This window comes from Paenibacillus sp. JT22N7 (assembly GCF_059383875.1).
Genome location: NZ_JBXENY010000011.1, coordinates 240,198 through 260,184, shown reverse-complemented (window position 1 = coordinate 260,184; position 19,987 = coordinate 240,198). Strand labels below are relative to the sequence as shown.

The 19,987-nt window shown below is 48.3% G+C and carries 26 protein-coding genes; 4 read left to right on the top strand and 22 right to left on the bottom strand.

Annotated features, from left to right (window positions below):
- Positions 1-38: 38 nt before the first annotated feature.
- The 3 genes from gatC to AC50Y5_RS26940 form a co-directional block, all read right to left on the bottom strand.
- Positions 39-326 carry an Asp-tRNA(Asn)/Glu-tRNA(Gln) amidotransferase subunit GatC gene (gene gatC, locus AC50Y5_RS26950; protein ID WP_056043972.1) on the bottom strand — a complete coding sequence of 96 codons (288 nt, stop codon included), beginning with the start codon at positions 324-326 and terminating at the stop codon, positions 39-41.
- A gap of 168 nt (positions 327-494) precedes the next feature.
- Positions 495-875, bottom strand: coding sequence for an ATPase (locus AC50Y5_RS26945; protein WP_494864293.1), 381 nt, complete (start codon positions 873-875; stop codon positions 495-497).
- A gap of 159 nt (positions 876-1,034) precedes the next feature.
- A complete protein-coding gene (locus AC50Y5_RS26940) occupies positions 1,035-1,637 on the bottom strand; it encodes a TetR/AcrR family transcriptional regulator (protein ID WP_494864291.1) in 603 nt (200 codons plus the stop codon).
- Between the two features lie 145 nt (positions 1,638-1,782).
- Here AC50Y5_RS26940 and AC50Y5_RS26935 point away from each other — a divergent pair, with 145 nt between their 5' ends.
- Both AC50Y5_RS26935 and AC50Y5_RS26930 read left to right on the top strand, forming a co-directional pair.
- Positions 1,783-2,346 carry a hypothetical protein gene (locus AC50Y5_RS26935; protein WP_494864289.1) on the top strand — a complete coding sequence of 188 codons (564 nt, stop codon included), beginning with the start codon at positions 1,783-1,785 and terminating at the stop codon, positions 2,344-2,346.
- A 2-nt stretch (positions 2,347-2,348) separates the two neighbouring features.
- Positions 2,349-2,993, top strand: a complete 645-nt coding sequence (locus AC50Y5_RS26930) for a GNAT family N-acetyltransferase (RefSeq protein ID WP_494864287.1) — start codon at positions 2,349-2,351, stop codon at positions 2,991-2,993.
- 52 nt (positions 2,994-3,045) lie between these two features.
- Here AC50Y5_RS26930 and AC50Y5_RS26925 read toward each other — a convergent pair whose 3' ends face one another.
- The 16 genes from AC50Y5_RS26925 to AC50Y5_RS26850 form a co-directional block, all read right to left on the bottom strand.
- Positions 3,046-4,659 carry a PH domain-containing protein gene (locus AC50Y5_RS26925; RefSeq protein WP_494864285.1) on the bottom strand — a complete coding sequence of 538 codons (1,614 nt, stop codon included), beginning with the start codon at positions 4,657-4,659 and terminating at the stop codon, positions 3,046-3,048.
- Entirely contained in the window at positions 4,652-5,131 is a 480-nt protein-coding gene (locus AC50Y5_RS26920; RefSeq protein WP_494864283.1) for a PH domain-containing protein, read from the bottom strand. The genes AC50Y5_RS26925 and AC50Y5_RS26920 overlap by 8 nt, the downstream gene beginning before the upstream one ends.
- An 11-nt stretch (positions 5,132-5,142) precedes the next feature.
- The gene (locus AC50Y5_RS26915; protein WP_494864278.1) at positions 5,143-6,372 is read right to left on the bottom strand and encodes a M24 family metallopeptidase; all 1,230 of its coding nucleotides are present in this window, start codon (positions 6,370-6,372) and stop codon (positions 5,143-5,145) included.
- A 121-nt stretch (positions 6,373-6,493) separates the two neighbouring features.
- The gene (locus AC50Y5_RS26910) at positions 6,494-6,982 is read right to left on the bottom strand and encodes a hypothetical protein (protein WP_494864272.1); all 489 of its coding nucleotides are present in this window, start codon (positions 6,980-6,982) and stop codon (positions 6,494-6,496) included.
- An 80-nt stretch (positions 6,983-7,062) separates the two neighbouring features.
- Entirely contained in the window at positions 7,063-7,488 is a 426-nt protein-coding gene (locus tag AC50Y5_RS26905) for a hypothetical protein (RefSeq protein ID WP_494864270.1), read from the bottom strand.
- Positions 7,485-7,631: a hypothetical protein gene (locus AC50Y5_RS26900; RefSeq protein ID WP_155973668.1), complete on the bottom strand. Its 147-nt coding sequence runs from the start codon at positions 7,629-7,631 to the stop codon at positions 7,485-7,487. Before AC50Y5_RS26900 ends, AC50Y5_RS26905 begins: the two co-directional genes overlap by 4 nt.
- Before the next feature lie 41 nt (positions 7,632-7,672).
- Positions 7,673-7,822 (bottom strand): hypothetical protein, encoded by a 150-nt coding sequence (locus tag AC50Y5_RS26895; protein WP_200931697.1) that lies wholly within the window; start codon positions 7,820-7,822, stop codon positions 7,673-7,675.
- Between the two features lie 41 nt (positions 7,823-7,863).
- On the bottom strand, positions 7,864-8,754 hold the full coding sequence (locus AC50Y5_RS26890) for a hypothetical protein (RefSeq protein ID WP_056043942.1): 891 nt from the start codon (positions 8,752-8,754) through the stop codon (positions 7,864-7,866).
- Between the two features lie 48 nt (positions 8,755-8,802).
- Positions 8,803-9,738: a type II secretion system F family protein gene (locus AC50Y5_RS26885; RefSeq protein ID WP_235533358.1), complete on the bottom strand. Its 936-nt coding sequence runs from the start codon at positions 9,736-9,738 to the stop codon at positions 8,803-8,805.
- On the bottom strand, positions 9,731-11,110 hold the full coding sequence (locus AC50Y5_RS26880) for an ATPase, T2SS/T4P/T4SS family (RefSeq protein WP_494864267.1): 1,380 nt from the start codon (positions 11,108-11,110) through the stop codon (positions 9,731-9,733). Before AC50Y5_RS26880 ends, AC50Y5_RS26885 begins: the two co-directional genes overlap by 8 nt.
- On the bottom strand, positions 11,107-11,952 hold the full coding sequence (locus AC50Y5_RS26875) for a CpaE/TadZ family protein (RefSeq protein WP_494864265.1): 846 nt from the start codon (positions 11,950-11,952) through the stop codon (positions 11,107-11,109). Before AC50Y5_RS26875 ends, AC50Y5_RS26880 begins: the two co-directional genes overlap by 4 nt.
- Positions 11,952-12,677, bottom strand: coding sequence for a CpaB family protein (locus tag AC50Y5_RS26870; RefSeq protein WP_056043934.1), 726 nt, complete (start codon positions 12,675-12,677; stop codon positions 11,952-11,954). Before AC50Y5_RS26870 ends, AC50Y5_RS26875 begins: the two co-directional genes overlap by 1 nt.
- Before the next feature lie 363 nt (positions 12,678-13,040).
- Positions 13,041-13,391: a type II toxin-antitoxin system PemK/MazF family toxin gene (locus AC50Y5_RS26865; RefSeq protein WP_046233824.1), complete on the bottom strand. Its 351-nt coding sequence runs from the start codon at positions 13,389-13,391 to the stop codon at positions 13,041-13,043.
- A gap of 3 nt (positions 13,392-13,394) precedes the next feature.
- On the bottom strand, positions 13,395-13,676 hold the full coding sequence (locus AC50Y5_RS26860) for a CopG family ribbon-helix-helix protein (protein ID WP_046233825.1): 282 nt from the start codon (positions 13,674-13,676) through the stop codon (positions 13,395-13,397).
- A gap of 231 nt (positions 13,677-13,907) precedes the next feature.
- The gene (gene alr / locus AC50Y5_RS26855; RefSeq protein ID WP_494864311.1) at positions 13,908-15,101 is read right to left on the bottom strand and encodes an alanine racemase; all 1,194 of its coding nucleotides are present in this window, start codon (positions 15,099-15,101) and stop codon (positions 13,908-13,910) included.
- Positions 15,102-15,245: 144 nt separating this feature from the next.
- Positions 15,246-16,499 (bottom strand): outer membrane lipoprotein-sorting protein, encoded by a 1,254-nt coding sequence (locus AC50Y5_RS26850; RefSeq protein ID WP_056043928.1) that lies wholly within the window; start codon positions 16,497-16,499, stop codon positions 15,246-15,248.
- A gap of 239 nt (positions 16,500-16,738) precedes the next feature.
- Here AC50Y5_RS26850 and AC50Y5_RS26845 point away from each other — a divergent pair, with 239 nt between their 5' ends.
- Positions 16,739-16,954 (top strand): PspC domain-containing protein, encoded by a 216-nt coding sequence (locus AC50Y5_RS26845; protein WP_494864262.1) that lies wholly within the window; start codon positions 16,739-16,741, stop codon positions 16,952-16,954.
- A 27-nt stretch (positions 16,955-16,981) separates the two neighbouring features.
- Positions 16,982-17,650 carry a PspA/IM30 family protein gene (locus AC50Y5_RS26840; RefSeq protein ID WP_494864260.1) on the top strand — a complete coding sequence of 223 codons (669 nt, stop codon included), beginning with the start codon at positions 16,982-16,984 and terminating at the stop codon, positions 17,648-17,650.
- A 133-nt stretch (positions 17,651-17,783) separates the two neighbouring features.
- Here AC50Y5_RS26840 and AC50Y5_RS26835 read toward each other — a convergent pair whose 3' ends face one another.
- The 3 genes from AC50Y5_RS26835 to AC50Y5_RS26825 are packed head-to-tail and all read right to left on the bottom strand — an operon-like array spanning position 17,784 to position 19,953.
- Positions 17,784-18,986, bottom strand: a complete 1,203-nt coding sequence (locus AC50Y5_RS26835) for a cation:proton antiporter (RefSeq protein WP_494864258.1) — start codon at positions 18,984-18,986, stop codon at positions 17,784-17,786.
- A 3-nt stretch (positions 18,987-18,989) separates the two neighbouring features.
- Positions 18,990-19,484, bottom strand: coding sequence for a cation:proton antiporter regulatory subunit (locus tag AC50Y5_RS26830; RefSeq protein WP_056043916.1), 495 nt, complete (start codon positions 19,482-19,484; stop codon positions 18,990-18,992).
- Complete coding sequence (locus AC50Y5_RS26825) at positions 19,474-19,953, bottom strand: GreA/GreB family elongation factor (RefSeq protein WP_056043913.1); 480 nt, start codon at positions 19,951-19,953, stop codon at positions 19,474-19,476. Before AC50Y5_RS26825 ends, AC50Y5_RS26830 begins: the two co-directional genes overlap by 11 nt.
- Positions 19,954-19,987 lie beyond the last annotated feature (34 nt).

The following is a 19,987-nucleotide window of genomic DNA, read 5'->3' as shown; positions in this document are numbered from 1 at the left end:
CAGCAAGCATTTATGGCTATCGCGCTAGATCATGCGGACTATTCCAATACAGCTGGGACTTTAATTTGGCCGTCTTCTTCATCAGGCGCGTTGAGCAGCACCTTCTCGATCGGCAGCGATTCATGCGTTACATCCTCGCGCGTCACATTCGTAATCGGCAGCACATGGCTGGTCGGCTCGACGTTTTCCGTATCAAGCGAGTTCAGCTTTTCTGCATATTTTAAAATCGCATTAAGCTGCTCGGTGAATTTATCCTTCTCCTCGTCAGACAGCTCAAGGCGAGCCAAATTCGCAACATGCTCGACATCTTTAATCGTAATGCTCATGAATGTTCCTCCCCCTTCTTAAGCCTGCAATCATTCTTTCTATTATAGCCTAGAATCACATTTTGACAAAGTGTACAAACGAGGGCTTGCGCGCTTCTGTTCTGCAATGCCCATTAACAGCAGACGACCCTCCCGCACCTGGCGGAAGGGTCATCTCGCAGAAGCTTATTAGATCCACGCTTTCAAATTAACCTGCCTTATAAAATCCTTCTGGCTTTGGCCTTCAGCGGCAGCTGGCTCCGCTTCCGGGGCAGACTCCTCGCCTCTCATTATACGCATAAACAGCTCTTCATTATGAGTAGCCAGCGCAAAGTCGATCAGCGATTCGCGTTCAATGCGGTCAACCTCTTCCTGAAGCAAAACATCCTCCAGCTCTACATCTTCATCCGGCAGCAAAAAATTGCGATTGGCGGCCGGAACGCGTACTACGTAGTCAAATACGTTGTCGGCATTGCGATCGTAAGCAATTATATAACCATATTCCCCTATGGGAAGATTTTGCTCAAAATGATCAGATATAATAATTACCTTAGCTCCCAAACTAAGCATCGTCTTCACTCCTGTCTATCGGACGCTAACCTATAACTATTATCCTACTAAAAAATAGTAGCGGTGTCCAATAGGGATTGAAAGTGTCCCTTGCCAGCTGCGAGCCAACAAAAACAGCGAGTGAAGAAGCGTCACTCATTTCGATTCAAATTACGGTGATTACGGTGTTTGCCCTTGTCTGGATAGTCCGTAGAAAAAAAATTCCACGAGCTGCTCCAGGCTCAGCATGTTTCCACCTACTTGATCCGAGGCTTCCCAATGCCGACTGAGCTCATTTTTAAACATTGTAAAATAAAGCATCATCATCTCTTCGCTAATATCAGAATGAATATAGCCCTCCTGCTTGCCCATCGCAACAAAACGCTTAAAAAAAGGCACGACCTTCCGTTCATTATACCGGTCCATTAAACTTACGAATTCAGCTTGCCCAGAAAATGCCGCCTGATGGGAATCTTCGGATAGCAGCTTTAAATTTTTGGCCTCGCATAACATTATTTCTTTCGTCTTCTCAGGGAAAGGAATATCTGAACCCAAAATTCGCTCATATTGTTCCAGCTGCTTATCCATCCAGTCCATAAGCATATCGAAATAGAGCTGCTCTTTGGTTTTAAAATAATTATAAATTGTAGCTGGCGACACTTTTGCCTTTTCTGCAATTTCATTCACGCTAACCTTCTGGAAGCCATAACCAAAAAAAAGTTGGAACGCTGCGCTGTATATTTGCTCAAGTTTTTGCTGTTTCCTTCGTTCGAAGCCGTTCATCTTCTCCACCTCATTATTTAGTTTAGTAGAAGTTTTAGAGTAAATCAATAAAATGAGTATAAATCTATTGAAGATTGTTCTTTTCACAGTTATAATAATTTTGTAGTAATATAATTCAAACACTACATAATTAGGAGGAGCGACATTGAGACCATTAAAAATCCCTTCATTTCTGCATGATGTATTGGGTGAGAAACAGAGCTTAATCGCGATTTTAAGCATTTTGCTGTTCGGAGGTTTGTTGACTGCTGCGTTATATGTAAGTTTTCCTGAGCTTACAGCAGGCTTGCCATTTTGGCGCAGTGTTTTGGCTTTATTGTTGGTTTTCGATATTTTTTCAGGCTGTCTTGCTAATTTCACCGCTTCAACAAGCAATTTTTATGCAAAGCGGAAAATCAATCGAGCTGTATTTATAGCCATCCATGTTCATATTGTGGCAGTTTCGCTGTTGCTGGACACGGCAGTCGTTTATGCTGTCAGCGTTTGGCTCTACACAATCGTAGGCGCATTCATTGTAAATGCTCTAATTGGCAAGCATACACAGCTGTTCGTTGCAGGCCTGCTATTATCTATAGGGATAGGCGTTATGCCTATGCTGCCACACTTAGAGCCCTATATGCTCATTATTTTTTTGCTATTCATGCTGAAGGTGCTGTTTAGCTTCGCTGTCGACCATTATGGCAAAGCCTTACAGCATTCGGGTAGCTAATCATGAGTCATTCCTACCATGTTGTCAGACTTGCCAAGTCAGATAAGGAATCCTTCCTTTCTGTCATGGGCAGCGCCTTTGCAGAAGACCCATTATTTATCTATATATTTGGTAATCCAAAGCTCAATAATCGAGCAAATAAAAGCATACAGGCCTTCTTGTCTTTTATATTTGATAAAAGCTTCCTTCTAAATGAAGAAATATGGGGTATATACAAAAAAGAAAGCTTGCTTGGCGCATACGTCATTGAGACGCCGCACAAAAGCAAGCTTCAACAAATAAATGGCGGATTGCTGCTGTTAGGAAGGCTGCTTCCTTTATTCACACGTATATCACGTAAATCGCTGGGCCAGCTTAATGCCTATATGCGAGTCACCCGCACCGCTGCACCAGCCCTGCCGCATCACTACCTTATTATGATTGGCGTAAAGCCCGATGCTCAAGGTACAGGAATTGGGAAAGCTCTGCTGCTGCATGTATTAGAAACAGCGCTCGCGGACGATTATTCGCATGGCGTAGCTTTGGATACAGAAAACGTCGATAATGTAAATTTATATCGCCGTTTTGCCTTTGCATTAAGCCAGAAATTACAAATCGGTCATTTGCCTGTCTATTGCATGTTTTATCAAAAAGGACAGCGAATCTGAGCGGACATATTAAGCCAGAATCATTGCCATGATAGACTTATTTGCCACCACATTATTGCTGTTTTCCCCTGCTGAACCAGTTCCATACGGGCTCTACATCGTTATGGTCAAGAACAGCTACACTGTAATCACTCGCATTTCCCATCGTGCGCACACCTAAAGATACTAAACCTTTTCGCTGCTGCCCCCAGCTGCGTTTCACCTTCATGGCGACAATTTGCGGCCGGCGTACCAGGTAGGTGATTCTTGCCAAATTACGCCGGCGCATTGTTAATTGGCCGTTTTCCAGTCTTACTCCAGCAGCTTTATGGCAGGCCCGTCTCCATAAGTAAACAATCGGGATAAGCATCAGCGACCATAGGGCGGCTGTACCCCAGAATCCGAATGCGGCGCCGCAGAGGAGAAGAGCGACCGCAAGCTCGATGCGCATATAATAAAGCAAGGCCCGCTTAGGGGCGTGGGCATTTATCTCCATTAGCTTCATCTGGGGCACAAAATGGCTAATCACATGCTCCAGCTCCTTTACTGGCACAAAAGGATGAAGCATGAGCTGTTCGTTTTTGTCAGACGAGACAACTTGAAGCTTAATTTGCGCATAACCTATCATTTGCCGGAAGATGCCCTCCTCAATGAGGACGGATTGTACCTTGTTCGGATCAAAAAGATAAGCTTTTTTGTCCAGCATGCCGTATGATACCGATATTCGCTTACCTTCACGATGAACGGCGAATCCGCTGTATTTAATAATGTACAAAATGATTGATAGCGCCCAAGCCGCTGCCAATGCGCAAATTGCGGCGACAGCAATGCCGATGATGACATAGCCGGGCACTAAGCTTTTCGATTCCGCATACAGCATTTCAAATATTCGCATTGGAGCAAATTTCTCCAGAAAATCATCAGCAAAAGAATAAATACCCGCAATAAAAGCGAGCGCAAGACCTAAATTCATAGAAGTGGCTGCTGCCAGCAGCAGCTGTCCGTTTGTCAGGCGAAAATATGCGCTGTCTAGATCGTTAAAAGTTTGCCTTGCTCCCGTTTCTAGTTCAGAAAGGCCGTTTGCGCTATGGTTCAAGCCGCCAAACTCGCTATTGGCTGAAACGCCATGGACACCTTCTATCGGAACTGCACTAGCTCTATGCATTGAGGTATCGACATCTTTATCCAGCCTGATTATGCGATTGCTACCTTCTGCCTGATGAGCGGCCCTTTCTACCGTTTCGTGCTGATGGGACAGCAGTTGCTGGCGAAGCTGCTCTGCATCGCGTACAGTGAGCGCTGGCAATATGCCATCTGCTTTCTTCCCTCCCCCCGGCGTTTCAATTTTGAGTTCCGCAACACCAAGTATCCTCTGCAGGAACGGCTGCTCCACATTGACCGAGTGTATGCGTCCATAATAAATAGTCTTCTCATCCTTGAATAATACGCCTTTTCGAATGACAATGCGGTCTGCCTCCGGTGTGTAGGTGAAGGTCCGCCATTCTAGAAAGCCAAAAAACAAAGCAAGGACAATTAATCCCACGGCTCCTGCATACCAATACCACTCCAGCCCAAGAAATCCCGATTTTCTAAGCAGCGTAATAATAATAAGCGGCAATAGTCCTTTAACAAACTGGAACAGCGTAAAAATAACAAATACTTTGTGCAGTCTTCGCGGATTATTCATGCTGATCATCCACTTTCGCAAGCTGTCCGATTTTGCGTTTCAACTCCTCGGCTTTCTCCAGCTTGAGCCCTTTAATGCGATGAATCGTGGCTGCCGTTACAACTGCTACGCTCGCCAGCTTAAACTTTCGCATAAGCGGTCCGCTTTCAAGCTCTACATGCTGGACACGAACCATGGGAACGAGCACATTTTTAATAATGATTAGCCCGTATTGCAGCTCAAGCTCTTCCGCAAACAGTTCGTATTGGAATCGACGGTAGCGAAGGCTTGGCACTACCCAAATATCCAACATGCTATAAACCGTAACGACCCCAAGTCCGATCCATAACGGAATAAGCGTCCACTCTTTCGATAGAGCCAATATCCCATAACCAAATACGATTAAGAAACCAATTGCCGCTGCAATTGCCGCCTCAATCCGGATTAATTTTACGTAATCCTTATCGACCCTCTGCGTTAAAGCCCGATTCATTTCTAGTCCCCCTATGGCAATACAATTAGCTGTTCTTTCGTTCGTGTAAGCTGGCGAGGGGCTCCATCTGTAATGAGATAGCTGTTCTCTACTCCAACAACCCCCTGGCCGGGAAAAGTAAATTTCGGCTCAACTGCAAGCACCATTCCGGGAGCGAGCGGCAGATCGAAGCCGCGGGCCAGCACAGGCCATTCATCTATTTCAAGGCCAATGCCATGTCCAAGAAACTTTGCTTGATCAAGGCCATAACCCATATAATGCGCAGAAAGCCCCGCAGCGGCCGCTTGATCAAGCGAAGCGATATAAAGCCCTGAGCATGGCGTCCCGGAAACCATCCCTTTTTCCGCTGCGCGCATCATTTCCTCCGACGTTCGGTAAGCATGAGCAAGCTGCTCTGAAAGCTCTCCAATAACCGCAGTACGCGTCTGATCAATAATGTAGCCGTCAATACAGCAGCCCACATCAATGAGTATCGGCTCATTGCGTCCGATGACTTTGCGGCTGACGCTTTGCGGAGAAGCAGCCCCTAAACCAAGGCCGCCTGCCGGACCGTCAAAATAAGTAGGTACCGCTGCTGCAGCTCCTGACGTCACCATCCCTGTCGCTACCTCCTGATTGTAGCCGCGCATGCGCATCAAGCCGATATGCCCGCGGAGCCGAAGCTCATCTTCCACCCTTGCTATCCAGGCCAGCTCTGTAATACCCTCTTTCAACACATTCAAAGCTTCGCCTAATGCCTCATCTACAGCCTGAGCCGCAGCTTCTATTCGCTTGATTTCCCAAGGCGATTTAATCATCCTCTGTCCTCTAATAAGGGCAGAACCATCCACTAGTTCGCCTGCCCCAGCCGATTGCAGCAGCTGGTTAAGCTTTATATAGGTTTGTGCTGGAAGTACATCAAGATCCACAGCCACAGCAGCAGAAGCGCCCGCCTTAAACAATTGCGGAAACCGCTCCGCAAGCGTTTGTCCGAATTGGCGGAATGAGCCTAATGGCTCTACAGCAAACAGCGTCTCCAGTCTTGCACGCTCCAGGCTGCGTTTGACGAAAAATACGGGCGCGCCTTCGGCTGGAACAAAAGCATAACCATTTTGCATCGAGCCTGTGTAATAATACAAATCTATATTTTGTGTGAGCAGCATGCCGTCAATCGCCTTCTTGCCCATCTCCAGCTGAAGCTTGCTTATCCGCTCCTGAACCAAGTCATCCGGTATGTCTCTCGTTATCGTCGTCTTATCCATCGTTGTGCTCAACTCCCGAAATCATTTATCCCTCCCCTTCATTAGAACAATTTTACAAATGGCAGTCAACTGCAAGGCAGCTGCCGCAAGCATTTTTATGATCAACATCTCCTTTATACGGTTAAAAATCAAAAGTCAGCTCGGACACGCTTTTAATCGTCCATTCAATTGGCTCAAGCACTGTGAACATCCTTGGGTTCACAACCTTAATGATCATGACAACACCTGGTCGGCGCAGCGTAGCTTCATAGCTGTATTGCGAATTTACGTATTGATAAGGAAAAATATGCTCACCATTAATGACCTCGAAAACTACAACTTTAACCGGCTCGTGCAGGAAGGAGCTGCCGAGCGGCTTCCCTGCTGCATCAAGCTGCAGGTTGCCTTGCAAATAACGGCTTGCTGCCGCTTCGGCTGCCACTGGATCTATGCGGACGACACCGTCTCCTAATGCAGTTTTATCGACCTGCTGTGCGGCCGCATGAACGGCGCGGTTTAACGCATGCTTGCCCTGGAAAAGCGTCTTCATCGCAATTTCCTCATCTGTCTGCATAACATGCAGCATGAGCCAGATTGTCATCATCAGCACAATGATTGTCAGCTTATACATAGCATAACTCCCTGTCGCCTGTTCACTCATTTAGTCATTAAGCTTTAGAAGCGCCCTAATAAAGCTGTAATTGACGTTTTTCAAGGTACATATTCGCTCATTTTGATGCCTGTAGCGCGAAGCCTGCCATTTTCATGAGGCGGCTCCACGCCGATTAAACGATCCAATTGAAACAGCCCCTCATAGGGATAGCTAAGCAGAACGATCAATCCAGTTCCTCGAAGCAAGGGCATAGCCGAATTGGTTGCCTGCTCCCCATTATCAGCCGCCACCTCAAAAATCAGCGCTTCCGGCTTCATTCCGAACTTCGCCAGACGCTGCCGCGACTGCTCAAGCATCTCTGTACTGATGTAGCCATACTTGCCGCTCGCCCCGATTTCCAGCAAATAATCAACCTCCTGCTGCAGTACAGCCTGGCGTACAATCAGCACATGTTTATAAATAGGCGAGAACATCAGCCAGCATAAAATCGTTGAGAATAGCACAAATACCAAAATGCTCTTCATGGGCTCATCGTCCTTATATAGCTGCTTGTGGCATCACCGGAGCGTTCGAGCTGTTTTTTCATTCCTTGATCCCCTTCTGCAGCTCCAGAGTAAATCATAACAATCGTCACAAGCAGCAAAATGGCTGCCAGCAGGCTCCTCATCGCCTTCCCCCTCTCCTTGCCGCTAACGCTGGCCATAAACCCTACTGCAGCAGCTTGCTGATTTTTTCATTGGCAGCGTCTCCTTGCGATTGGATTTGGCTGCTGGTGCCAGTCGTGTCCTTAGCAATAATGCCGTTGAAAAGCAAAATAACGACAACTAACAGCATGACGGTCATTAAAATATTGCGCATTGCGAATTCACCTCCTTTTACATGTTGGAGATTCATAACCCTCAGCCCAATGATGCGAACAACTTCTGTCCCTCCATCACCCATGGATAAATAAAAACTTGAAACGTATATAAAATAGGAACTCCCGCAAGCATAAAGAGCAAATACGATGCTGTCTCCTTGCGGCTGTCTTTGGCAAGCTCCAGCTTCTCCTTATACTCCTGAATACGGTCACGCAAAAGCATATAATACTCCTCGCTGTCATCGATGCGAAGCGAATCAATGGTCTCTACAAAGCTCATGCCGTCATCCGTTCCCATTCTAAACTTGAATTGGCGCAATGCCTGTTCGGCATCGTGATACCATTCTCCGAGCAGCCGCTCCAAATCGCCGCGAAGCGTTCTCGTATACGGGATGCAGCGTGTCAGCTTCGTATGAATATGCAGTGACGAATCAGCCAAATAAAGCAATTGATTGCTCATTACATAAATTTCCTTAGTCATGCGCTCCGATCGAAGCTTGCGCAGCATCCGAAGCCATGGCAAATCCCAAAGCAGCAAAATCCAGCAAAAAACGAGCAATGCGGTTAAATAGGCCATAATGCTGTCCTGACCCTGACCCGCACTTACAGGTACACAGATAGAAATAATTATTAGCCCTACAATAAGCAGCAATTTGCGAGCAGCTACGTACCAACCGGGGTCTACTTCCACTCCGCATCCTGCGAGCAGCATTTCCCGGTCGACATATGACTGTTGTTCCCTTGAGAGCTTAAGCTTGCTAAGCCATCCATCCGGTATTTTTCTTGACCGCCATTTGATTCCAGTGAGATGCAGCCAGCGAGGCTTCTTCTGCGGCAGCAGCCTGAGTATAGCGGCCACTGCAATAAATCCAAATATAAACTGGGCCGCAATTGCTCCTATACGCGCGCCGATTTCGACCCAATGATGCATCGCAGCCTTGCCTCCTTTCCTGCCTGCACATACGTAATGCACAGCAGCTTACATTTTTTTTCGAGATAGCCATAGTCCCATTAAAAAGGAGCCAAAAATGAGCAGCAGCGCATTTAAAAGCATATCTCTGCCCTTCGCGTCCAGAACATAATAATAGTAGGCATTCTGCTCGTTATAATGCATATTGATGCCAATAAATAAAGCCAAAAACAACATCGGCGTAAAATTGGCAATGCGGATTTCCAGCAGCCGATTCCGCTCCTGCTCATTCGCTCGCCGTGCTTTGCGCATATCCGTCAGCAAATCTTTGAGGCCATCTGCCATCGGCACGCCTTCAGCAAGCGCAACGCGCAAAATATTAGCGAAGTAATCCGCCCACGTATGCCCAAGCGATGCAGCAAAAATCCGCAAACTCGCTTCATCATCACCGCGGACAGACAAATTGCGATATAGTTGCTCAAAAACGGCTTTCATCGGGCCGAGCAGCCTTCTTTCATCAATCGTTCGCTGCAGCGCTGCCCTCACCTGTACCCCGCCGTTCACTAAATAACACTGATAAAACAGCTCAATGGCAGGTAAAAATTCGACCTGTGTCTGCATTTGACGCTGGACGAGCAGCGCCCGCAGCACCGTATATGGCAAACAGCCCAGTACAACCCCGAACAGCAGGGTGCCTTTTATCGTCTGAAAAAACAATCCGCCAGCGGCCAGCCCAATCAGCAGCAGCAGGCCCGACAAGCATAAAAATGCCAATGGCTGCAGCTTGATCTGGAGCGCCTCTAATAAATCGGCAAGCGGACGATAGAGCTTGTCCATCCGCTGCAGTCGCTGCTCCAGAAGGTGGCGGAAGCGCCCTCGCTGCCGATAGGCTAGTCTAGCTAGCCGCTCATGCCTCTCCATCCACAAGATAAGCAAAGCAGCAACCATAATAAACAGGAACAAAAATAGCAGTGCACCGCCTCCAAGCACATACAGCCTAGTCAAAAAACAAACCTCCCCTCGCCAGCTTCTTCATAGCTCGCTGCGAAGGTCGCTGCGGATATTGCCACTGCTCCAGCGCTTCATCATAAACGGCCCAATCCCGTACTTTCACCTCGTTGTCCGCCCAGCCTATTTCAGCAAGGCGCGATACGACGCGCCGCCCTCTGATGTTGCGCATTTCAATTCCAATCTCCACCACATATTCGGCTATCCGTTTCGTCAGTCGTTCCGGGTTCATGCCGCGCCCATCCAGCATGCACATATCGGTGATCGTCTCTGGCACATCCTCCAGCGCATTCGCATGCACGGTTGTCATGCTGCCGGAATGCCCTCTAGTGCAGGCTCTCACATATATGTTAGCATCGCTGTCCCGAATCTCCGCATGCACGATGCGCTGAGGAGATTGCCTAAGGGCCAATTTGAACGCCCGGCTAGCCTGGTGCTGAGGATCATCCTCGTCGGCTTCATATTCGACGATATTTTTTGCTGGAAAGTCTCTTCCGAGCATCATTTCGAAGCGCCCTTCAATGGTAATGATCCGCTCCTCATCAGGCAGGCTTGCAATTAGCGCCTTCATGAAATGGGTTTTGCCGGAATTCGTCGGCCCAATAATAATAAGATTGAATCTCGCATGCAGCACAGCTTGCAGCATGGCAAGCATCGCATGACTTATCGTTGCGTATTCCGGCTCGCTAAGTACAGGCAGGCCAAAGCTTTTAACTGTAAAAAAGCGAATTGTCAGCGTCGGCTTCGAGGTGAAGCCGAATCCTGTCATCGTGACGCGCGAGCCGTCGCTCAGCATCACCTCCGCCCAGCGCTTGCGCGGGGTAAACCGATCATTGTTATACAGCACCAAGTTGCTCTGAATACGCTCAACATCGCGAACACTTGCAAATTGATGCTTCGACATAACAGCCTCACCACTGCGAACCTCATAAATTTGCGTGCCTACGACCTGCACCTCCTCCAGCCCATCTTTATGCTGCAAAACGAGTTCAAGCACATTCAGCCCAATAACCTCGGCGAACAAGGCCTCAGCAAGCGTTTGATAGGGATGATGATTACCATCTTGATTATGAATGCGTAGTCGCCGCAACCGATCATTAATAACTGCATAAATCTGTTCCCGCTCTGGCATAAACCCAAGTACAGCACGGTTCAGCGTCTCATTGTACTGCCTTCGCTCCTCATCATTCAGCCCACGCGGCGCTGCCAAAAAAGCTTTCATCTCATCAGCGAGCTTGTCAAAATCCGCTTCATGTGACGGATCTGGCAGGTGCACGTCTCCGCCCTCTCCTTCCTTGCTTCCAGTCGCCCCCACTCTCAATTGGGCTGAATAATCAAAAGGAGAAAATCGGCTGTCTCCCGCCTTCAAGAGCGGGCCTCATTGCGATGCGAGAGCAGCTTGCGATACCAAGGCTGCAGCTTAAAAGCAGGAGCTATAGTCCGAATGCCATATCGCTCCATTAACTGCTGCGATGGTTTTTTCATTGCTGTCCTGCCCGCCTGATCTTCCCCCAGCCATTGACCAAGCTTGCCGCTGTCCAAATGGATAAATGTATCCTTCGTCATTTGCATTTCACCTAGCTTCACCGTACCCATTTCCTTGCAAATATCTTTCATTCGATAGCCTCCTCTGCCCCATGGGGGCTCTATAATAACGGTATTGTATTGATCAGCCGTCAGGCCGAATAACGGAGAAATTTGTGTGATCCAGCGTCTTCCATCCTCCTGAAAATGGGAAAGCGCACCGGTCGTGACTACAATTCGCGTACTCGCCAGCCGCAATGCACACACGGTAGCTGCATTATCCCAATAAGCGCTGACATCCATAAAAAGCACCTCAAAGGTTTGCCCCGCAATATGGATCAAATGCTCGGCCTCCTCAGGGGTAAAAAATTCGGCCTGATCACGCACAACATTGCCGAACAGCACTCGCAAATTCTCTCTTCCTTCAACCACATGCATAGCACTAATCAATTTTCCCGGTGTCAGCGAGCCTGATTGCAGCTCAGGCCGCAGCTTGTCGAGCGTGCTTTGCGGCTCCTTGATGCCAAGGTAGCGATGGAGCTTCGCGCTCTTAAGATGCAGGCATAAATAGCCGACATGCAGGCCGCTGGCCTCGGCCATACGGTATGCCGCCGCAAAAGCCGCTGTCGTCGTCCCAATATTAGGCGTCGTTCCCACAAATGCAATGAGCGGTATTCGCTGCTCCATCAAGGCTGCTCCTCCTTCATCTCATCCACAACATTTAGCGATTCGGGGCTGAAAGCAACGACAAGCTTATAGCTTCCATCCTTGCAATAGCCATCGATTGCAAGCCACTGCCTCTCGGTCAGATTGAGGTTTATGTAATCGATCATGCCATTGGCCTCACGCCGGGAGGCATACATCTTTTCCTTATCCCCATCCGCTAAGGAGAGCAGATTCGGATCGTCCATATTATCGATTTCAACATTGCCTGAGGATTTGACTGACGCTACTGTAATTGCCTGATCAAACAGGCGCCCGGTACCTTCTCCTTCACCGGATAAATACAGCACCACCTTATCCCCGGCGCGAATGCCGTTAGAGATGGAGCGTACATAATCGCGCGGAATTTGGAAGGTCGATTCGCCGCTGCCCGGCAGCAGGTGAAAGCGGTCGATTTTCCAACCGAGAATCGGTTCCTGCTTGCCGAGCGGTACAATCGTCTCCATTCCGGCAGCAGTCGCAGCATCCAGCAGCATTCCATTGTCGTAAGCGGCTTTCGGTACATACCGGTAGGCGAGATCCTCTGCCATCAAAGTTGCGCCAGCCATAATAAAACGCTTGGGCACGACGACAGCAACCATTTCTTGACGCTGCAATTGCAGCTGCTGAATCTGGAACAGGCCGTATACAAGCGCACCCGACAACAGCGCAGCCAGCACACTGATCCAAATATTCCTTTTTCTATTCATTCCTTCCCCCTTCCGAGCCATTAGCAGACAACAAAAAAAGAACGCAGCAGCAGCCTGTAAAAGGCTTAACTACTAGCGTTCTTCGCTAAATATTGCTCATATGTAATTGGTGTGTTTCTTGATTAACCACATAATAGCAAAGGAAACATTTCTTGTCCATCTTTTTTTATATTAAATTTTCAAACGCCGTTCATGCACAAATGCGCTCCCCTACAGCATCAACGGATGCTATAAAAAAGCGCATTTACACAGGATTTAGCCCGTTAAGAAGAAACGGCTGTCGCCATCCTCTGGCGGCGCGGCGCGTTTCATCCCGAGAAATATAAGCCCATTATAAGTGTGAAACTTATAAATGCTTATATTTTAAAAATCAATCAAGCCCACACTAATCAGCAGCGCGTCATCGACCTTACGCATCGTTTCATCGTCCAAATGCGTAATTTTGTCGGTCAGCCGCTGTTTGTCGATCGTTCGAATCTGCTCAAGCAGAACGACGGAATCCCGGTCAAAGCCATGTGCAGCCGCGTTCATTTCTACATGTGTAGGGAGCTTCGCCTTCTGAATCTGCGCGGTAATGGCCGCCACAATGACGGTCGGACTAAACCGGTTGCCGATATCATTCTGAATGACAAGAACAGGCCGCACTCCTCCCTGCTCCGATCCGACGACAGGTGACAGATCAGCAAAGAACACGTCTCCACGTTTTACGATCAAGCTCTACACCCCGCTTACAAGACGGCCGAGCGTGTGATCAGCCTCTACCTCCGCTTGAAAAGCTTCCGAGGCCATGTTCAAGTTGATTTTCGCCATCTCCAGATACCCACGCTGCATGGACTCGCGGATTTGCCGTTTCTTTCTTTCCACAAGGTACAGCTTCATAGCCTGCCTAATAAATTCACTGCGGTTAGAGTTCTCCTTAGCTACGATACCGTCAACCTCCTCCAGTAAATGATCCGGCAAGCTAATCATGATCCTCTTGGTGTTCTGCACATTGGCCACCGAACAAGCACCTCCAAAACTTTTCCACAACCTTTAATACACATTATTGCAATAATAAGGCCCCTCTATACTTCAACATATCTATGTCAGCGATATATCAAATATGCTGTACGAACATGACGTACTTTAGCGTCTTTAAACCCGACCTAGCATTAATTCGAGACAAATGGTGAAATCCCTCTTTTTTTGCGTAAAAATGGCATTTGAAATTTTTCCCGAACGCTCATGCTGTCAAATTAAAGGATTTACGACGGATAGCGCCTTTCCATCCTTAAAATAGACACGCGGTACACGAGCGGCCAGCATGCAGGTGACCTCATAATTAATCGTATCGAGCTGCTTCGCAACCTCTTCTGCAGAAATCCGCGCATTGCCCTGCTCGCCAATGAGTACAACCTCTTCGCCTTGCTCAACGGGTTCTCCAGCTTCCGTCGCCGCCGCATCAAGCGCAATCATGCACTGATCCATACAGATCGTCCCGCGGACAGGAACCTTTACGCCACGAACAAGCGCTTGCGCTTTGCCTGTCAGCATCCGGCTAAAGCCATCGGCATAGCCAATCGGGAGCGTTCCAATCCGCTCCTCGCCCTGCGTCACATAACGAGCGCCGTAGCTGATGCCCCAGCCAGAAGGTGCATTTTTCACCATGACGATCTCTGTCTTAAGCGACAATACCGGCTCCAACTGCAGCTCATCATGGCGCACCTCATCCGAAGGGTAAAGGCCATACATACTAATGCCAAGCCGCAGCATATTGCCCGCAAGCTCCGGCGTATCCATGCCTGCAGCGCTGTTAGCCGCATGAATGATCGGAATCGGCAGCTTCTGCTGCAACACATAACGAACGACTTCCTGAAAACGCTCATGCTGCAAAATCGTATAGCTTTTGTCATGCTCATCCGCACGGGAGTAGTGGGTAAATAACCCTTCGACCTCGAGCTGGGGAACGGAAAGCGCCTTTTCAATAAAAGGGATAGCCGCATCCGCTCCAATGAGCCCAAGCCGTCCCATGCCGGAATCTACTTTAATATGAACCTTTAACTTATTATTAAAATGATCCTCATCCGGAGCTGGCAGCTTGGACGCTGCCTCTAATACATCCTCGCGAAACAAGGCTATCGTTATATCATGTTTTCTTGCAAGCCACAGCGCATCTGCAGCAACATAGCCAAGCACCAATATAGGGATGGAAATGCCTGCCCGTCTCAGCTCCAATGCCTCATCCAGAAAAGCGACCCCTAAATAATCTACTCCGCAGCTCGCAGCTTCCCGTGCGATTTCCACCGCTCCATGGCCATAAGCATTGGCTTTCACAGAAGCCATCAGGCGTACGTCCTCGCCCATATGCGCTCGAAACACGCTCAAATTGCGGCGCAGCGCATCCAAAGAAATTTCTACCCGTGTTGGGCGATAATACCCCTCCAAGTCGTTCACCTTCTCCTCATCCGGCAGCCCCATACATGAAGGCCAGTAAACATCAATAGTATTAATGTTATACGTTGCCGTCAGGACTGTCAATGAAATGACTGCCGGATTTGATTAGCACGTCTTGGAAATTCAGGGTTCTTCCTATTTATCGACGCCCGATTGCACGGATTGGGCAATTTTGATCATTTCGGTTTCTGGCAGCGTGGCGCTTGTCAGCCTGAACTGATCGCCTTCATAAGTCCAGCTGAGCGTTTGCTGCTCGGTTCCCGAGGTGAGCTCTCCCCACGTAAAGCCAAGATCCACCAAGGTGCCTGGGACAAGCGAGGCTGCTTGATCGTGAGGCTGAGTCTGAATGAGCGAGAAGTCGTAAACGCCTGTGTAACGAGTCAGTTGGCCAGGATTTCCAGCGAACTCCACATCACTGCTGTCTTTCCAAACGACACCATCCGGCAAATACGTCGGAGCCATTGTCAGGAACACGCCATCATCCGGCAGCGCGCTTGTCTCATTGGCTTCCTCATTTGCATTCGAGCTGCCGTCTGTATTTTGATCTGTACTCGCATTTTGATCAGTGCCATTGTTTTGCTCCGAATTGCCATCTGTATTGGCATTGCCAGAGATGCCTGTACTGCTGTCCACTTCGTTCTGCCCGCCTGCATTATTGTCTGAGCCAGATGCCTGATTATTGTCCGTGCCATTGTTATTGACATTATCCTCCGGAATTGCCGAAGTTGCTTGCTCGCCTGTGCCGCTGCTCGATGGGGTCGACTTCATATTAGCCTCTGTTTCAAATACACTCTTATCAAATTTGGAGCCAAATTCGAATGTATTGAACTGCACCTCGACCATTAGCGCAGCATTGGCATCGCTGACCTCAACATGGACTGGCTTATAGCTTGACTTGTCGAGCCAAATCTTTTGCCGCGCCAAAGATCCATTATTGTAATTTGCCATAACGTCGAAGACGTAGGCACTTTCTTCAGAAGCAAATTGGCGCGAGTTATCCAGCAAAATGCTCTGCACGAGCGTCTGGTACAAATAAACCTGACCTTGATTTTGCGGCCAATCGCTTTGGAAACGGAACACTTTATTGAGGCGTGGCGTCAGGACGAAAACGCCATCGTCATTGCGCAGTACAATTTGAGTAATGTCTTTTTCTTCATTAGTCAGCTTGATGCGGTAATATTGCGGCTTCTGGTAGGATACTTCAACCTTGTAGGTAAGCGGCTGTTGGCCCGTATGAAGTGTCATTGTCCCGCTTCCTTGATAGCTCTCAAGCCCATTTACTACCTTGTCCAGATCCTTCACCACGGACTCGGCATCCTTCGTCCCGCAGGCAGCCAATACGAGTGAAAAACATAATATCATTGCCGCGGCCCATGTCATGCGACGCATTAAAATCAACCCCTCTTCACAATGTTTTGCCATCTGATTCATGTGTATGAGGGAACTTGGACATTTATGCGGACTAGTTTGACAAGCTCACTGAGAAAAGCAATCTATGTTTCCCCCGCCATTTGTCGCGTTGATGCCCGCCTAAAGGCTAGTATGCTGAACGGACTGCGGTCCGTTACGCAATCTCGCGGAGCGCATTACAATAAGGACATAGACGAACACGGGAAAGGATGAACGTTATGAAAAAATTATTTCGATCAACGACGGATAGCAAGCTAACCGGTCTCTGCGGAGGAATTGGACACTGGCTCGGCATTGATCCTACTATTATAAGATTGCTTGTTGTTTTTGCCTCCCTTTTCAGCTGCGGTGCAGTCATTCTTGCCTACTTCATTGCGACGTTGGTTGTTCCAAAGGCTCCACATGGCAATTTCGGATTTTCTGATAACTACTAAAAATTAATTTTGAGGAGAGATGATAGAATGGGAATTTTACAACGTGTATTTAGTATGACGAAGGCAGCGGCCAATGAAATGTTAGATAAAATGGAAAACCCGGTGACGATGCTTAACCAGTATTTGAGGGATCTGGACGAGGACATTGCAAATACTGAACGAGAGAGCTTGCATCAGCAGGCGCAAGAGCGTGCTTTTCTGGCAAAGCTTTCGGAGCTGCAGCAACAAGCCGACTACTATGAAAGCAAAGCAGAGCAAGCGGTCGCAGGTGAACGCGAGGAAGAAGCCCGTGCTGCACTTGAAGCAAAACTGGCTTATGCCGATCAGAAAGAAGAAACTACAAAGCTGCTTCAGTTGGCCAAGCAGAGCGCGTTTGAGCTCGGTCTTCGTCTGGAGTCGCTGAAGGAAGAGAAAATTCGGCTGCATGAAAAACGCAAGGAGCTCGTGCTGCGCATGAAAAAAACAGATGGAGCCGCTGGCTATTCATCAGCGGATTCCTTGCATGGAAGCTTCGCTTCCAGAGGTTTTGACCGTATTGAACAGAAGCTGATGGAACGGGAAGCTCAGCAGGAATTGTCCAAAGCTTCATATGGCCTGGATAGTGCCCCAACGGGAAATGCAGAGCAAAATGCGCAGCAAAGCGCAAGAGTAGAGGAAGAGCTGCAACGGTTATTGCAGAAGAAATCCGTCAGCTAAGCGTAAACGGCTGTCGCCGTCCTCTGGCGGCTAAGCTATCGTTTCGAGGATGAAATATAAGAACAGGAGCCACTCATTTAGCAGCAATACTGCTTTCTGAGTAGCTCCTGTTCTTTTTTTCGCACACCGTCCGTTATCCTCTTGAGCGCCTCAGTCTCTTCCGCAACTGCTCATAGCTTTGATAGATCCACTTGGACTCCTTCGTAAGCAAAGGGCCGAGCACAGCAAGAATTAAGACGTACAGCACCGCAAAGGATTGAATGGAGGCCATTAAACCGCCCGCTTTGCCGATGTTCGCCATAATGATGGAGAACTCGCCTCGGGAAACGAGCGTAAAGCCTACATTAAGCGATGCCTTTGGCGAAATGCCTGAAATACGGCCCGCCAGCATGCCTGCTCCCAAATTGCCAACCAGCGTCAACAGTACCGCGATCAGCGTCATCCCTACCGCGCCGCCCAAAGAGGCGGGCTCAATGGTTAGACCGAAGCTAAAGAAAAACAGCGCCCCGAAAAAATCGCGGAAGGGTAACACCTGCTGCTCGATCCGCTTCACATGCCTGGATTCGCCAAGTACAAGCCCGATCATCAGCGCTCCGATTGCTTCTGCTACATGAAGCGTTTCCGAGAAGCCGGCAACAAGAAACAGCAGCGTCATAATCATCAGCAGAAACAGCTCTGACGATTTAATATTAAGCGCAAAATCAATATATTTAATAATTTTCCTGCCCACAAATAAAAATACAACGATAAAGGCAAGCGCAGTCAAAGAGATTAGCAAAACGCTCCAAAAGGAAGATGCGCCGCTCAAGATGAGCCCCGTCAAAATCGATATGTGTACCGCAATAAACAAATCGTCAAACATGATCATACCCATAATGATTTCTGTTTCCGGGTTGGCGGTTCTCTTTAAGTCGACCAGCACCTTTGCCACAATAGCAGTGGAGGAACTGGTCATAATGCCGCAAACGACTAGCGTTTCTTTGATGGGCAAGTCCGTAATCCAGCCAAGCAGCAGCCCTGATAGAAAATTCAGTGCGACATAGAAGGAGCCGCCTACGATTATCGCTTTACCTGATTTCAACAGCCGCGCTACCGAAAACTCCAGCCCTAAATAAAACAGCAAAAATAAAATGCCTAAACGTCCCATAAATTCGATAAAGGAGGAGCTCTCAATAAACCGCAAATCAATAATCCAAAAATGCGGCGCATGCGGTCCCACAGCCATCCCGATCAAAATATAAAAAGGAATAACCGAGAAGCGAAGCTTCGCTGAAAGCAAGCCTGTCAGCGTAATGAGCGCCAGTGCCATCCCGACTTCAAATATGAGCGTCTCCATGGGCTAAAGTGCCCCATTCAGCAAAAGTTTTTTTAATTGGTTCAGTTGAATGCGTTCACCTGCCACGACTAATGTTACGCCTGACGTAAACGCGTATTCCGCTCCAGGATTAATATGCTTCGTCTTATCCTTCTCTACTATGGCCAAAATGGTCGCACCCGTCGTTTTGCGGATATCCAGCTCCCCAATCCGTTTGCCAACGCATTTAGATAAAGGCTCCAGCCGAATCCATTCGATAACTAAGCTATCTAGCGCTATTTCCTGATTTTCCAGAAATTTAGGCTTATAGGTGATGCCTGCAATGATAGCCGATACAACTCTGGCTTCCTCGTCATCAAGTGTGACCATTGACCGCATCTCATCAGGCTCATCTGTGTCCATATGAAAAATATCCCTTCGTTCATCATTATGAACGACGATAACCAGCTGCTCCCCGCTGCGGGTTCGCAGGCTGTATTTTCGGCCAATACCGGGCAATTCGGATTCTCTAAGATCCACTTACAGCTCCTCCTTCCCTGGATAATTGGTTAGCAGTGAACTTAATTGAAGCGAGAATGACACGCATGGGGCCCGATGGTGTCGCTACAGTGATAGACTCGCCTAGACGTGCCAAAAGCAATTGCCTGCCAACAGGCGACAGAAAGGAAATGAGGTTTTCGTCTGGATTGGCCTGCTCAGGCAGCACGATGGTAAAGGAATCCAACGCTTCATAATCAGGATATTCAATCGTAATATGGCTGCCAATAAGCACCATGGATTGAAGTTTTTCTTCCATTAGCACGTCCGTTTCCGAGAGAAGCTCTTGCACGGCCTCCGTATACAAGAATAGAAATTGTTCCATCTCCATACGCTCTTTCCCCGGCATAACAAAATAGGCGTCGAGGAAGCGTTTCCTCTCGACACCTAACACGGCAAGCTGCGACACAAGCTGTTCTTGGGCATAGGACAAACCGATACTATGGTTCATAGTAGACCTCACTCCCTATGCGTACATTACTGAT